Raw genomic sequence first — 12,915 nt, 5'->3', positions numbered from 1 at the left:
CACCTCGCCCCGGCCCGCTTCCCGTCAGAAAAGCAGGATCAGATGCGGGCCGAAGAGGGAGAACTGCATCCAGCCGATGCCCCGGATGAGGGGGACCAGGAGGAGGAAGAACGAGGAGTCCAGGACCGTCCGGGCCCATATGGCGGGGTCTACCCTGATCTCGCCTGCGTTCGTCCAGAGGCGCGGGTTCGGGAGGAAGCGGGGGACCGATGCGCGATATGTCTCGAAACGCCTGCCGTGCGCCTCGCCGAGCGCCGCTTCCTCCCGATGGACCACCGGCAGGAAGATCGCCCAGGCGGCCGCCAGCAGCACCAGTATGATGGCGAAGCTGCCCGTCTGGGCGCCGAGGCCGGCGAGGGCCATGAAGGAGAAGAAGTAGAGCGGGTTGCGCGTCACCGAATAGGGGCCGGTGGCGACCAGGTCGCGGGTCTTCCGGCCACCGATATAAAGGATGCTCCACGCCCGTCCGAGGATGGCGACGAAGATCAGGAGAACGCCGATATCCTCCATCGACCGGCGCTGCCAGGAGCCGGGCTCCCAGGGGCCGGTCGCCAGCAGGAGAAGCGGCGATAGAAAGAGGATCGCGAGGCGGATTCTCAGCTTCCGGCGGGACTGCGTCGCGGCAAGGCTTCGTCGCAGGGCGGTCTGGGACATTCGTTCGTTTCTCCAGGCGCGGCGTGAACGGGGACGAAGCGTCCCGATGCCTCCTGGATAGATCGCGGAAGGGGCCTGCGAGGCTTTGTTCTATGTCGATATGTTAACGCCCGGTCCGTGAGCCTGCGCGCGCGCCGGGAGGAACCGGCGGGCGCCTACCGCACAGGCAGCAGCAGACGCACGATCAGGCCGCGCGGCTGGCGGTCGTGGAACTCCATCGTCCCGCCATGGGCCTTCACGATGTCGGCGACGATGGACAAGCCGAGGCCGAAGCCTCGGCCCGAACCGGCACCGCGCGCCGCGTCGAGCTTGAAGAACGGCTCCATCACGAGGGCTCGCTTCTCGGGTGGAATCCCCGGTCCGTCGTCGGCGACGTCGATCCTGATGATTTTGTCGGAGCGATCGAGCGACACGACGGCTGTCCGGCCGAACTTCACCGCGTTGTCGCAAAGATTGGTGACGGCCCTGGCCAGCGAGTTGGGCTTGCACATGCCGATGACGCGCTCCGGCCCCTCGTAGCGGACATCGAAGCCGACATCGGCGAAGTCGGATTCGATGGTTCGCAGAAGGCTGGTGATATCGACCCGTTCCTCGCCCTCGCCCTGCGCGTCGAGGCGCAGATAGTCGAGCGTCTCGGCGACGAGGGCGTCGATGCGGTCGATGTCGGCGATCATGGCCCGGCGCGGCTCCTCGTCCAGGCGCTCCGCCCTCAGGCGAAGGCGCGTCAGCGGCGTGCGCAGATCGTGGCTGACGCTGCGCAACATGCGCATGCGCATGTCGACCATGCTGCGGATCCGCCTTCGCATCCCGTTCAGCGCGCGCGCCAGCTTCACGACCTCGATGGTGCCCTTCTCCTCGATATCGCGCTCCGCCGCGACCCCGTCGGTGCGGTCGAGTTCCGCGACGATGCGGTCGATCGGGCGGGCGATGGCCCGCGCGGCATAGAAGGAGAGGAGGACGAGGAGGGTCAGGATCGAGAGGATGTAGTAGGTAAAGGGAGTGGTGAAGTCGTCGGTCTCGATCGCCTCGGGGAGATCGCGCACGATCAGGAGCGACTGTGGGTCGATTGGTAGCGCGATCGCCCTGCGGCCGTCGATCACGATCCACTGCCCGCCGGGAGAGAGACGGGCGTCGGGGGGGAACAGCCAGGCGACCCAGCGGTCCACGAGGCGCGGGGCGGGAGAAGAGGCGATCATGGACTGGAGCGCGTCCGGATCGACCAATGAGAGGTCGAGACCGGTCCGGGAAGCGCGTTCGAGCAGCCAGGCCCGCTCCTGCGCATTCGCCTCCGACATGAGCTCGGCGACCATCACGGCACGATCAGCGATCGTGTCGATGTCCTCGACGGGAAACAGCGCGTCCTGCACGAGGTCGGCGTAATCGCCGATCGTCACGACAGTGACGACGGCGAGGAGAATGACGAAGAACATCTGGCTGCGGATCGTCGCCGGCATGAGCCATCGCGGGAAGGCCATCAGAGCGGCTCCACGGCCGCCGCGAACATGTATCCGGCCAGGCGCACCGTGGTCAGCAAGGTCGGCTGCGAGGGATCGGCCTCGATCTTCTGGCGCAGCCGGCTGATATGCACGTCGATGCTCCGCTCGATAGGCCCGGCGAGGCCGGCATGGGTCATCGACAGGAGCTGCTCACGCGAGAGAATGCGGCCGGGATTGCGGCACAGCGCCAGGAGGAGGTCGAATTCGGTGGTCGTCATCGATACGCGCGCGCCCTGCGGGTCGCGGACCTGCCGACGCTGCGGGTCGATGGTCCATCCGTCGAAGCGAAGCGGGCGCAGTTGGCCCTCGTGCTCAGGAGCGTAGGCGGCCCGTCGCAACAGGCTGCGGATGCGGGCGATGAGCTCGCGGGTGCTGAAGGGCTTCGTCACATAGTCGTCCGCACCGAGCTCCAGGCCGAGCACGCGGTCGATCTCCTCCTGCTGCGCCGTCAGCATGAGGATCGGAATGGTCCGCGAAGCGCGCAGCCGCCGGCAGATCGAAAACCCGTCCTCCCCCGGCAGCATCACGTCGAGCACGACCAGATCGAAGGAGGCGCGGCGCATCCAGGCGTCCATCTGCGCGCCGTCGCCCGCGATCTCGGCCTTCATGCCCGCATCCCCCAGCGTCGAGGCGATCATGCGGGCGATCTCCGGATCGTCCTCGACGATCAGGATGGAGGGCCGGTCGCCGTCGCGCTTCTGCGGTTGCGTGGGTTGCATCGTCCGTCCAGGTCGGTTGAAGTGATCGAGCGAACCGCCGCCGCCGGATTCGCTCATGCGGCCGTCCCAGGCGGGGCCGGATGGTCGCGGGGTGCGGGCAGAGGCGTATCCTCCCGGCGCCGCCCCACGGTAAGGGCCCCCGCCTTCCCCGCCAAGTCCCCGAGAAGGCAGTGAAGCGCCGGCACCACCACGAGGGACAGGAGCGTGGAGACGATCAGGCCCCCGATCACCGCGATCGCCATCGGGGAGCGGATGCTGCCGCCATCGCCGATGCCCAGAGCCGCGGGAACCATGCCCGCCGACATGGCGAGCGTCGTCATGATGATGGGGCGCGCCCGCTCGATGCCCGCCGCGATGGAGGCGTCGCGGCGCGACATGCCCTTCCTCTCGTGCTCCACGGCGAAGTCGACGAGCATGATCGCGTTCTTGGTGACGATGCCCATCAGCATCAGGATGCCGATGACGACGGGGAGCGATACGGCGGTGCCGGTCGCCATGAGCGCGAGGACGACGCCGCCCGCCGACAGCGGCAGGGTGGCCAGGATCGTCACCGGTGTGAGCAGGCTGTTGAACAGGAGGATCAGGACGATCAGCACCAGCGTGATGCCCGCGCCCATCGCCACGCCGAAGCTGGCGAAGACATCCCCTTGCGTATCGGAATCGCCGCTGGCGACGACGCTGACGCCGGCCGGGACGGCCCCGACGGACGGCAGGCTCCAGAGCGCGCGCAGACCTTCGCCCGCCGTCATGCCCGCCACCGTGTCGAAGCCGATGTCGATGAGGCGCTGCCGGTCGAAGCGCTCGATCTGCGAGACGCGGTTGCCGATCTCGATCTCGGCGACCTGCGAGAGCGGAACGACACCGCCGCTGACCGTGGGGACCAGAAGGGAGCCCAGCGTGTCCATGTCGTCGCGCGCCGCCTGGTTGAGTTGAAGGCGGATCGGTATCCGACGCTCCCCCTCCCGGAAGTCTGCCAGATCGCGCGCGGCGGCTCCGATGGTCGAGACCCGGACGGTCTCGGCGATCCCGGCGGTGGTCACGCCCATGTCGGCCATGCGCTCCGGCCGGGGGCGGATCCTGAGCTCGGGCCTGGCCGCCGTCTCGCTCGAGCTCTCCCCCACAGCAAAGGGCGCGGAGGACAATTCCGCCATGATCATCGCAGCCGCCTCGCTGGCGGCCGGGCCGTCCCGGCTGAGGACGGACACGGACACATCGCGTCCGCCCCGGCTGTTCAAGAGTTCGAAGCGGATGTCGGGCACGCCCCGCAGGAGATCGGCGACGAGGGCCTCGACCTGCCATACGGTCTGCGTGCGCTCCCCCTTCGGCCGCAGGACGACCAGAACGGCCGCGCGCCGTATCTCACGGCGGCCCGTCGCGTCGATGCCGCCCCTGACGAAGACCTGCGCCACGTTGTCCAGCGCGCGGACCTCCTGCGAGATCGCGTTCGAGACGAGCCTCGTCTCGTCGAGCGTAGAGCCAGGCGGCAACTCCACGGAAATCTGGATCTTGCCATTGTCGTCCGGGGGCAGGAATTCGGTCGGCAGCCCGCGCGCCGCGAGGATCGAGACGGCGAACAGGACGATGGCCACGGCCACGGTGGTTCCCGGCCAGCCGACCGCCAGGCGGACCAGCCGGCCATAGGCCCGGCCCGCCATGCCGGGCGGGCGATGGATCTCCGGGCGCATGCGCATCAGACGAGCCGCGAGCAGCGGGGTGATCAGCCGGGCGGCCAGAAGCGAGAAGAAGACGGCGATGGCGACGGTGAGGCCGAATTCGCGGAAATACTGCCCGACCACGCCGCCCATGAAGCCGACCGGCACGAACACCGCGATGATGGTGGCGGAGATGGCGATCACCGCCATGCCGATCTCGTCGGAGGCGTCGATCGCAGCCTCGCGCGCCGTCTTTCCCATCGCCCCGTGGCGAGCGATGTTCTCGATCTCGACGATGGCGTCGTCCACGAGGATGCCCGCCACCAGCGTGATGCCGAGCAGGCTGATGATGTTGAGGGAGAAGCCGAGAAGGTCCATCGCCCAGAAGGTCGGGATCGCGGCCAGCGGCAGGGCGGCGGCGGCCACCAATGTGGCCCGCCAGTCCCGCAGGAACAGGAAGACCACGGCCATGGCGAGGAACGCGCCCTCGATCAGCATGTTCATCGCCGCGTCGTAGTTTCCGAGCGTATAGGTCACGCTGTCGTCGATCAGGGAAAACTGCGCGCCGGGATGGTCGCGGGAAAGCTCCTCCAGCGCTACGGCAACGGCTTGCGCTACCCCGACATCGCTTGCCCCGCGCGCCCGGAACACGGAGAAGCCGACCACCTCCCGCTCGTCGAGAGCCGCGAACCCGTCCGGCTCGGCGTGGGTGTCGGCGATCGAGCCGAGATCGGCGAGGCTGGCCGTCGAGCCGTTCGCCAGCACGATGTCGATGGCCGCGAGTTCATCGAGCGAGGTGACAGCACCGAGCGTGGAAAGGGCGCGGTCGATGCCCCCGGCCCGCGTCGTTCCCCCGCTGGCGTCGATGGCCAGCCCGCCGAGCTGCGCGTTGACCTGCGAGGCGGTGATGCCCAGAGCCAGCAGGCGATCGGGGTCGAGCCGCACCTGTATCTCGCGGCTCACGCCGCCCGTGCGCTCGATCTGCCCGATGCCGGAAAGGCCGCGCAGCTTGCGCATCACCACGTCGTCCACGAAGAATGACAGTTCCTCGCGCGTCATGGCGCGGTCGCTGACGGCGTAGGTGACCACCGCCCCGCTTTCGACGTCGACGCGGCCGATGATGGGCTCGTCGATGCTGACGGGCAGATCGGAGCGGATGGTGGAGACCGCGTCGCGCACATCCGCCACCGCCCTGTCGATCGGCACGCCGAGCTCGAACTCGACGGTGGTCGTCGATTCCCCCTCGCCGATGGACGAGCTGAGCTCCCTGATCCCCACGAGATTCGCGACCGCGTCCTCGACAGCTTGCGTGATGGCGGTCTCGATCTCCTGCGGCGAGGCGCCCGTATCCGTGATCGTGACCGTGACCACCGGGACGTCGATGTTCGGAAAGTAAGTGATCGGCAGGCTGCGGAAGCTCAGAAGCCCGAGCCCCAGAAGAACGACGAAGAGGAGGATCGAGGGAAGCGGGTTGCGGATGGCCCAGGCGGAGACGTTCATCGGTCCGCCGCCAGTGTCAGCAGGGCACTCTCGAGGGAGACCTCGGGAATGGCGTAGGCGGCCAGGACCGGGGCGATCCGGTCGCCCTCTCCGAGGAAGCTGCCCGCCTTCAGCACCACCGTCTCTCCCGCCTCGACGCCGGATCTGACCTCCACCAGCCCGGCGGCGCGCAGGCCAACCTCGACCGGCCTGCGCGCGACGACGCCGTCCCGAACGGTCTGCACGAAAACCTCGTCGGTGTGGATCTGCACGGCCGACGCCGGCAGGAAGACCCCGCTTCGCATCGCGACCTCCACGTCGCCGCGCGCGAAGGCCCCGACGGGCAGGTCGATGCCCTCCGGCAGCGTCACACGCAGGCGGCCGAGCCGGCTGCCCCCTTGCAGGATCGGCAGGCGAAGCCGGACGGTGCCGTCGAGCGGGCCGTCCTGCCCGGCCACGGTCACGCGGACCTTCTGCCCGACCCGCATCCGGGCGAAGCTCTGCTCCGAGACCTCGGCGTCGAATTCGAAGATCCCGTCCTGCGCGATGGTGAAGAGCGCCTCGCCACCGCTGGCGGCAACGGCCCCGACAGATGCGTTGCGCTGGAGGATGAGGCCCGATTGCGACGCGCGGATTTTCGTGAATTCGAGCTGCGCCTCGATCCGGGCGAGGTCGGCCTCGACGACCTTGCGTTCGGCCTCTGCGCTCGTCAGGGCCTGATGCGCGGCGCTGAGGGCTGTCCCGGCGCGCCTCATCGCGGTGGTCCGCGCCTCCAGCGTTTCGGCCGGCACGACGCCTCTCTCCTGCAGCCTGCCGCTGCGCTCCCTGTCCGCCTGGGCCTGGGCGAGGGCGATGGTCGCATCCTCGATCTGGTTGCGCGCCTGGGCGATGGCGGCATCGGCGTGCGCGAGCCGGGCCGATGTCCCGTCCCGCTCGACCAGCAGCATCGTGTCGTCGAGGCGAGCCAGAACGTCGCCCGCCCTCACGGTGTCGCCGGCCTCCGCTTCGATCGAGACGATGCGCAGGTCGGTGAGGTCGGACCCGACCAAGACAAGCTCACGCGCGACGACGCTTCCCGTCAGCCTCGCCGTTTCGGCGACCGCCCCGCCCTGCGCCGTCACGACACTGACCGCCTGCGCGAGGGACGCGGTGTCCGCACCGGCGGCATGAGCGCCTCCGGGAATCAGCGCGACGAAAGCGGCGGCCAAAAGGACCAGCTTCCATCCCCGATGATCCGGCCGGGGCCCGCCCCGGCGGGGGGAGAGCGGCGGCCGATCGGCGCATCGGCTCCATTCCGGCGAACGGAATTCGAAAGGCGAAGCGCCATGGCGACGTTCGGGAAAAGCAGGCATCGGCAGGCTCCAGAGCTTGCGATCGGCACGCGAGGACGAGGTGCGGCCGCTTCCTCAAGACCGGTCCCGTTCTAAGGGCGCGCCAGCGTATGCGGGTGTTGATCTGTTATGTTGTGTTGCGAAGGCCGGCCGGGCGAGCGCGCGGGGGAATTCACTGCCGTTTTCGGCTCCGGACGGCTGCGCGGCCCGGACGGCGCGACCCCACGCGACGCCGCGTTAACAAACCGAAACACAACAACACGTCCGCCGAGCCTGCCCCGTGACAGAAACCGGATCGCGGCTCTCGCCGGGCCTTCGAGGCGAGCGATGGCCAATCACGTCGTCCCGGAGTCATCATGTTCCTTTTTTCGCGTAGCACCGGTCATCCTGCGAATGCGGCAATCCTGGTTGCGGCCGGCCTGGCGGCCACGACAATCCGGGCGGCAGCCGCCGACGTGACATATGCCGAGCCGCCCTTCGAGGTGCCGTCTTACGAGGTTCAGCAGGCCGAGACCTTCCGGAACTGGACGCTCGTCATCGGCGCCGGCGCGCGCTACAGGCCGGAATACGAGGGAAGCGACGACCTGGAGGTCAGTCCCATCCCCTTCTTCCTGTTCACCTACGACGACTGGCTGAAGATCGATCCCACGGGCCTCGAGATCACCGCCTTCCGGTATGAAGGCTTCTCCGTATCCGCTCTCGTCGGCTATGAATCGGGGCGGAACGAGGACGACCACGACAGGCTCCGGGGCCTCGGCGACATCGACTTCGCGGCGACCCTCGGCGGCCGGGCGGCCTACGAATTCGGCCCCCTGGAAGCCTATGCGACGATCGAACAGACGATCGGCGGCAGCGAAAGCCTTCTGGGCAAGACCGGCCTCTCGCTCACGGCGCCTGTCAGCCAGCGGCTCATTCTCGGCGCCAAGGCCGAGGCGACGATCGCGGACGACAATCACATGCAGGCCTATTTCGGCGTGGACGCCATCCAGGCGGCGGCGTCCGGCCTGCCCGAATATCAGGCCGAAGCCGGACTGAAGCGCGTCGACATATCCACATCGGCGACGTACCTCTTCAACGAGAACTGGCTCGTCCGCGGCGAGGTGGGCGTCGGCTTCCTGACGGGCGACGCCGCCGACAGCCCGATCGTCGAAGACGACCTCCAGCCCTCCGCCTCGCTCTTTCTCGGGTACAAGTTCTGATGGCCGACCGGTTCGATCTGGCGCATATCGATCGATTCTGACGTCGCCTGAGTATCCAACGGGCCGGCAGATGCCGAACAGGGCGGTGCTTCGGGCCTTCCTTGAAAAAGGGAAGGCCTTGTCGCCGGCGTGAAACCGCCGCGCATCGGCCGTGGCGGATTCGTCTGGGCGAGGCCCCTCCGGATCGCCGGTGCCGATCGAACGATGGTGCGTTGCCGGTTCCGCCGGCCGCCCGACACAGCGCTTCGCATCGAGTTTGCGCCAGATCGCGAATGAGCGTGGTCGCTCCGACCATCGCCGGTCGTTCGTCCTTTGCGATTACGGCACGAAGGATGGAGATGCGTTCAGCGTCTCGGAGATTTCGTCGGCACCAAGCGGGGCCTTGGCCCTGCGCTTGCGAGCGGGCGCGCTCGCGAAACCTTCGGCGGGATCAGCGGCGATCAGCGGCCGCCCCCGGCATGAGCCTGGCTTGGGCCAATGTCGGCAAGGGGGAGGTACTCCATCTGATCGCGAGGGTCATGCCGCCCTGCGTCCTGCCGGCCGCCTTCCTCCTCAACTGGTCAGAGGACCTGCACGAGAAGTGCATCAAGCTCCGGGCCGTCGGGCTTTGTGATCCCGGGAAGGCTGGTCTGACCGGCTGAGAGCGCGATTTCTGGCGAGTTCGCCCCGTGAGGGAGCCGCAGCCCGCTGGACATTCAGGCATGAAGGATTGACCTTCGCAAATATGTCTGACAGGTTGGCGAATGGCATTAGACATGTGGGAGGCATGGCTATGAAATACGACTCGCTTCTTCGCTCGGCGCGGGCTTTCGGGCTTGCAGGCGCGTTTATGGCCTGGGCGGCCGTCCTGTCTGGTCCGGCCTTCGCGCAGACGCCCCCCAATCAGTTGGTCGTCGGGTTCAGCATGACCAACGTGCTCACGCTCGATCCGCATGCGATCACCGGACGGGAAACGGTCCAGGTGCTGGCGAACGTCTATGACGGTCTTGTCGCGCTCGATCCGGTGGAGCGCTCGCAAGCGCGGCCGAACCTCGCGGAGAGCTGGGACATCGCCGAGGACGGCATGTCGATCACGTTCCACCTGCGCGAGGGAGCTCTGTTCGCCTCCGGCAACCCGGTGACCTCCGACGACGTCGTGTGGTCTCTGAAGCGCCTGATGGCGCTCAATATGGCCCAATCCTCGTTCCTCAAGACACATGGCTTTACTGCGGAGAACGCAGAGGCGAGCTTTTCCGCGCCGGACGAGCGCACCGTGGTCGTGACGCTGCCGCGCCCTGTCGATCCGCAGATCATCGTGGCCACTCTCGGCATTGTCGGGCCAGGCTCCGTCCTCGACCGCGCGCTTGTCGAGGAGAACGCGTCGGGAAACGATCTCGGCTCGGCCTGGCTGGCCCTGAACTCCGCAGGCTCCGGCGCCTACACCATGCAGGACTGGCGTTCCAACGAGCGGGTGATCCTGACCGCGAACGAGAACTATTGGGGCGAGGCGCCCCTGATGCAGCGCATCATCTGGCGGCACATTCCCGAATCGCAGAGCCAGCGCCTGATGCTGGAAAGGGGCGATCTCGATATCGCGTTCCAACTGTCGCCGGCGGATTTGAGCGCGCTCGAGGCCAACGACGAGGTGCGCGTCGAGTCCGTGCCCTCGACCGGCTTCTACTATCTCGCCGTGTCCATGAAGGACGAGCGCTTCGCCAAGGCGCAGGTGCGGGAGGCCCTGCGTCATCTCATCGACTACGAAGGTCTGAACGCGGCGATCCTGCCCTATTTCGGCCGGACCCATCAGCGGCCGATCAACTCCGGCTTCCTCGGGCTTCTACCGGACCCCGGTTATGCATTCGACCCCAAAAAGGCAAAGGGGCTGCTCGCCGAGGCCGGCTATCCGGACGGCTTCTCCGTCACCCTCCGGGCGGTCGCCGACGAGCCTTTCCTCAATCTCGCGACCGCGATCCAGTCGAGCCTCGCACAGGGAGGCATTCGAGCGAGCGTCGTGACCGGCTCGGGCGACCAGGTCTATGGCGCGATGCGCGAACGCAATTTCGAGCTCGTGGTCGGTCGCGGCGGCGGGGGGCAGAACCCGCACCCGGACTCGAACCTTCGCGCGCTCCTCTACAACCCGGACAATTCGGACGAAGCACAGCTCACGAACTTCCAGGGCTGGCGCACCTCGTTCTACGACGAGGAACTCAACCGCATGATCGACGAGGCCGTGGTCGAGACCGACCCGGAGCGCCAGGTCGATCTCTATGCGGCGATTCAGAACCGGCTCGAGGAGGTCGTCCCCTCGATCCAGCCCTTCTCGGAGGTCATCACCTCGGTGGCCGCGCGAGCCGACATAACCGGCCTAGTCGTCAACCCGTCCTGGTCGACCGATCTCGGACGCGTGGGCAAGGAGCGCTGACGTCCGCCTCGCGTCGGCCGCCCCATGGCTGAGGCAGCTTTCCATCACCCAAGGCGTCCTCCCCGATGATCCAGAATCTCCGCCTTCCCGGCCTGTCTCGCCAGGCCGTCGCCATCGCGATCACGCTTCTCGGGCTGCTCGTCCTCACCTTCGTGATCGGCCGGATGATGCCGGCTGACCCGGTCCGCGCGATCGTGGGGGAGGAGGCGACCCGCGATACCTATCAGCGCGTCTACCTCCAACTCGGCCTCGACCGCCCGCTCTACGAGCAGTTCTTCCTCTATGTAGGGGACGTCCTGACGGGCGATTTCGGAACGTCGATCCGCACGGGGCGTCCGGTGATCGAGGATATCCTCTACGTTCTGCCGGCCACGATCGAGCTTGCTACTTTTGCGATCCTGTTCGGCGCCGGGCTCGGCATTCCCCTCGGCGTGATCGCGGCCGTCAATCGCGACAAGCTGCTCGACCAGGTCATCCGCATCTTCAGTCTGCTCGGCCACTCCATGCCGATCTTCTGGACCGGCATGATCGGGCTGCTCGTTCTCTACGCTCATCTGGGATGGGTCGGCGGCGGCGGCAGGATGAGCGACTACTATATCGGCCTCGTCGACGAGCGGACCGGTTTCCTCCTCATCGACGCGGCGCTCGCGCGCGACTGGGAGGTCTTCCGCGACGCGCTCAATCATCTCGTGCTGCCGGCCTCGATCCTCGGCTACTCCTCGGCCGCCTACATCACTCGCATGACGCGCTCTTTCATGCTCGACCAGATCGGGCAGGAATACGTCACCACCGCGCGGGTGAAGGGGCTATCGGCCCGCCAGACCATCTGGAAGCACGCCTTCGTCAACATCCGCGTGCAGCTCGTCACGATCGTCGCGCTCGCCTACGGCTCGCTGCTCGAAGGCGCGGTCCTGATCGAGACCGTGTTCGCCTGGCCGGGCTTCGGCCAGTACCTGACCAACAACCTCCTCATCGGCGACATGAGCGCGGTGATGACCTGCGTTCTGATCATCGGGGTCATCTTCATCACGCTGAACCTCGTCTCCGACGCGCTCTACCGAATCTTCGACCCGAGGACGCGATGACCGTGGAAACCCTGACCATGTCCACAGCGAGCCGGCGGCGCTACCCTGCCCTGCACAGCCTGCGAAACATCCTCGTCTTCCTTCTGGGCAAGCCGATCTCGTGCTTCGGCCTTGTCGTGATCGGCCTTCTGCTGGTTATCGCACTCTTCGCGCCGCTTCTTGCCACGCACGACCCCTATGCGCAGAACCTCGCGAACACGCTGGCGGCGCCTGGCGCGGCGAACTTCTTCGGAACGGACGAACTGGGCCGCGACATCTACAGCCGCCTCGTCTACGGCACGCGCATCACGCTCACCATCATCACCCTCGTCACGGCGGTGGTCGGCCCCATCGGTCTGATCGTCGGCACCACCGCCGGTTACTTCGGCGGCCTCGTCGATACGGTGATGATGCGCGTCACCGACATCTTTCTGAGTTTCCCCGGCCTCATCCTGGCGCTGGCCTTCGTGGCCGCGCTCGGCCCCAGCCTGAACAACGCGATCATCGCCATCGCGCTCACGTCCTGGCCGCCCATCGCGCGGCTGGCGCGCGCGGAGACGCTGACCTTCCGCTCCGCCGACTATGTTGCGGCGGCGCGTCTTCAGGGCGCCTCGCCCCTGCGCATCATCGCCAAGAGCATCGTGCCGATGTGCCTTCCCTCGGTGATCATCCGCCTGACGCTGAACATGGCGACGGTGATCCTGACGGCGGCCGGGCTTGGCTTCCTGGGCCTGGGCGCGCAGCCGCCCCTGCCGGAATGGGGCGCGATGATCGCGACTGGGCGGCGCTACATGATCGATTCCTGGTGGCTGGTCACTTTTCCCGGCCTTGCGATCCTCATGGTGAGCCTTGCCTTCAACCTCGTCGGCGACGGTTTGCGCGATGCGCTCGACCCCAAGCAGATGAACCGGAGATAAGCC

General features: G+C 67.3%; 10 protein-coding genes. 5 read left to right on the top strand and 5 right to left on the bottom strand.

Annotated features, from left to right (window positions below; genetic code table 11):
• Nucleotides 1–24: 24 nt before the first annotated feature.
• The 5 genes from J7654_RS04025 to J7654_RS04005 all read right to left on the bottom strand — a co-directional run bounded on the left by J7654_RS04025 (nucleotide 25) and on the right by J7654_RS04005 (nucleotide 7,208).
• The gene (locus J7654_RS04025) at nucleotides 25–654 is read right to left on the bottom strand and encodes a methyltransferase family protein (protein WP_209738440.1); all 630 of its coding nucleotides are present in this window, start codon (nucleotides 652–654) and stop codon (nucleotides 25–27) included.
• Nucleotides 655–809: 155 nt separating this feature from the next.
• The gene (locus J7654_RS04020; RefSeq protein ID WP_209738438.1) at nucleotides 810–2,129 is read right to left on the bottom strand and encodes a sensor histidine kinase; all 1,320 of its coding nucleotides are present in this window, start codon (nucleotides 2,127–2,129) and stop codon (nucleotides 810–812) included.
• Entirely contained in the window at nucleotides 2,129–2,869 is a 741-nt protein-coding gene (locus tag J7654_RS04015; protein WP_209740188.1) for a response regulator transcription factor, read from the bottom strand. Before J7654_RS04015 ends, J7654_RS04020 begins: the two co-directional genes overlap by 1 nt.
• 53 nt (nucleotides 2,870–2,922) lie before the next feature.
• On the bottom strand, nucleotides 2,923–6,021 hold the full coding sequence (locus J7654_RS04010; protein WP_209738436.1) for an efflux RND transporter permease subunit: 3,099 nt from the start codon (nucleotides 6,019–6,021) through the stop codon (nucleotides 2,923–2,925).
• Entirely contained in the window at nucleotides 6,018–7,208 is a 1,191-nt protein-coding gene (locus J7654_RS04005; protein ID WP_209738434.1) for an efflux RND transporter periplasmic adaptor subunit, read from the bottom strand. Before J7654_RS04005 ends, J7654_RS04010 begins: the two co-directional genes overlap by 4 nt.
• Before the next feature lie 479 nt (nucleotides 7,209–7,687).
• Between J7654_RS04005 and J7654_RS04000 the strand changes: the two genes are divergently transcribed.
• The 5 genes from J7654_RS04000 (at nucleotide 7,688) to J7654_RS03980 (ending at nucleotide 12,912) form a co-directional block, all read left to right on the top strand.
• Entirely contained in the window at nucleotides 7,688–8,530 is an 843-nt protein-coding gene (locus J7654_RS04000; RefSeq protein ID WP_209738431.1) for a MipA/OmpV family protein, read from the top strand.
• Between the two features lie 458 nt (nucleotides 8,531–8,988).
• Nucleotides 8,989–9,171 carry a hypothetical protein gene (locus tag J7654_RS03995; RefSeq protein ID WP_209738429.1) on the top strand — a complete coding sequence of 61 codons (183 nt, stop codon included), beginning with the start codon at nucleotides 8,989–8,991 and terminating at the stop codon, nucleotides 9,169–9,171.
• 188 nt (nucleotides 9,172–9,359) lie between these two features.
• Nucleotides 9,360–10,931, top strand: coding sequence for an ABC transporter substrate-binding protein (locus J7654_RS03990; RefSeq protein ID WP_245195628.1), 1,572 nt, complete (start codon nucleotides 9,360–9,362; stop codon nucleotides 10,929–10,931).
• 65 nt (nucleotides 10,932–10,996) lie between these two features.
• Nucleotides 10,997–12,016 carry an ABC transporter permease gene (locus tag J7654_RS03985; protein WP_209738418.1) on the top strand — a complete coding sequence of 340 codons (1,020 nt, stop codon included), beginning with the start codon at nucleotides 10,997–10,999 and terminating at the stop codon, nucleotides 12,014–12,016.
• The gene (locus J7654_RS03980; protein ID WP_377946398.1) at nucleotides 12,013–12,912 is read left to right on the top strand and encodes an ABC transporter permease; all 900 of its coding nucleotides are present in this window, start codon (nucleotides 12,013–12,015) and stop codon (nucleotides 12,910–12,912) included. Before J7654_RS03985 ends, J7654_RS03980 begins: the two co-directional genes overlap by 4 nt.
• Nucleotides 12,913–12,915 lie beyond the last annotated feature (3 nt).

It is taken from the genome of Aureimonas populi, assembly GCF_017815515.1.
Lineage (GTDB): Bacteria > Pseudomonadota > Alphaproteobacteria > Rhizobiales > Rhizobiaceae > Aureimonas > Aureimonas populi.
Note: the sequence above shows the minus strand (reverse complement) of the source record. Positions and strands in the feature narration are given on the sequence as shown.

Excerpts from the sequence above, each read along its gene's own strand:
- J7654_RS04025 (WP_209738440.1), bottom strand. The coding sequence starts at position 654 with ATGTCCCAGACCGCCCTGCGACGAAGCCTTGCCGCGACGCAGTCCCGC.
- J7654_RS04020 (WP_209738438.1), bottom strand. The coding sequence starts at position 2,129 with ATGGCCTTCCCGCGATGGCTCATGCCGGCGACGATCCGCAGCCAGATG.
- J7654_RS04015 (WP_209740188.1), bottom strand. The coding sequence starts at position 2,869 with ATGCAACCCACGCAACCGCAGAAGCGCGACGGCGACCGGCCCTCCATC.
- J7654_RS03995 (WP_209738429.1), top strand. The coding sequence starts at position 8,989 with ATGAGCCTGGCTTGGGCCAATGTCGGCAAGGGGGAGGTACTCCATCTG.
- J7654_RS04010 (WP_209738436.1), bottom strand. The coding sequence starts at position 6,021 with ATGAACGTCTCCGCCTGGGCCATCCGCAACCCGCTTCCCTCGATCCTC.
- J7654_RS03980 (WP_377946398.1), top strand. The coding sequence starts at position 12,013 with ATGACCGTGGAAACCCTGACCATGTCCACAGCGAGCCGGCGGCGCTAC.
- J7654_RS04000 (WP_209738431.1), top strand. The coding sequence starts at position 7,688 with ATGTTCCTTTTTTCGCGTAGCACCGGTCATCCTGCGAATGCGGCAATC.
- J7654_RS03985 (WP_209738418.1), top strand. The coding sequence starts at position 10,997 with ATGATCCAGAATCTCCGCCTTCCCGGCCTGTCTCGCCAGGCCGTCGCC.
- J7654_RS03990 (WP_245195628.1), top strand. The coding sequence starts at position 9,360 with ATGGCCTGGGCGGCCGTCCTGTCTGGTCCGGCCTTCGCGCAGACGCCC.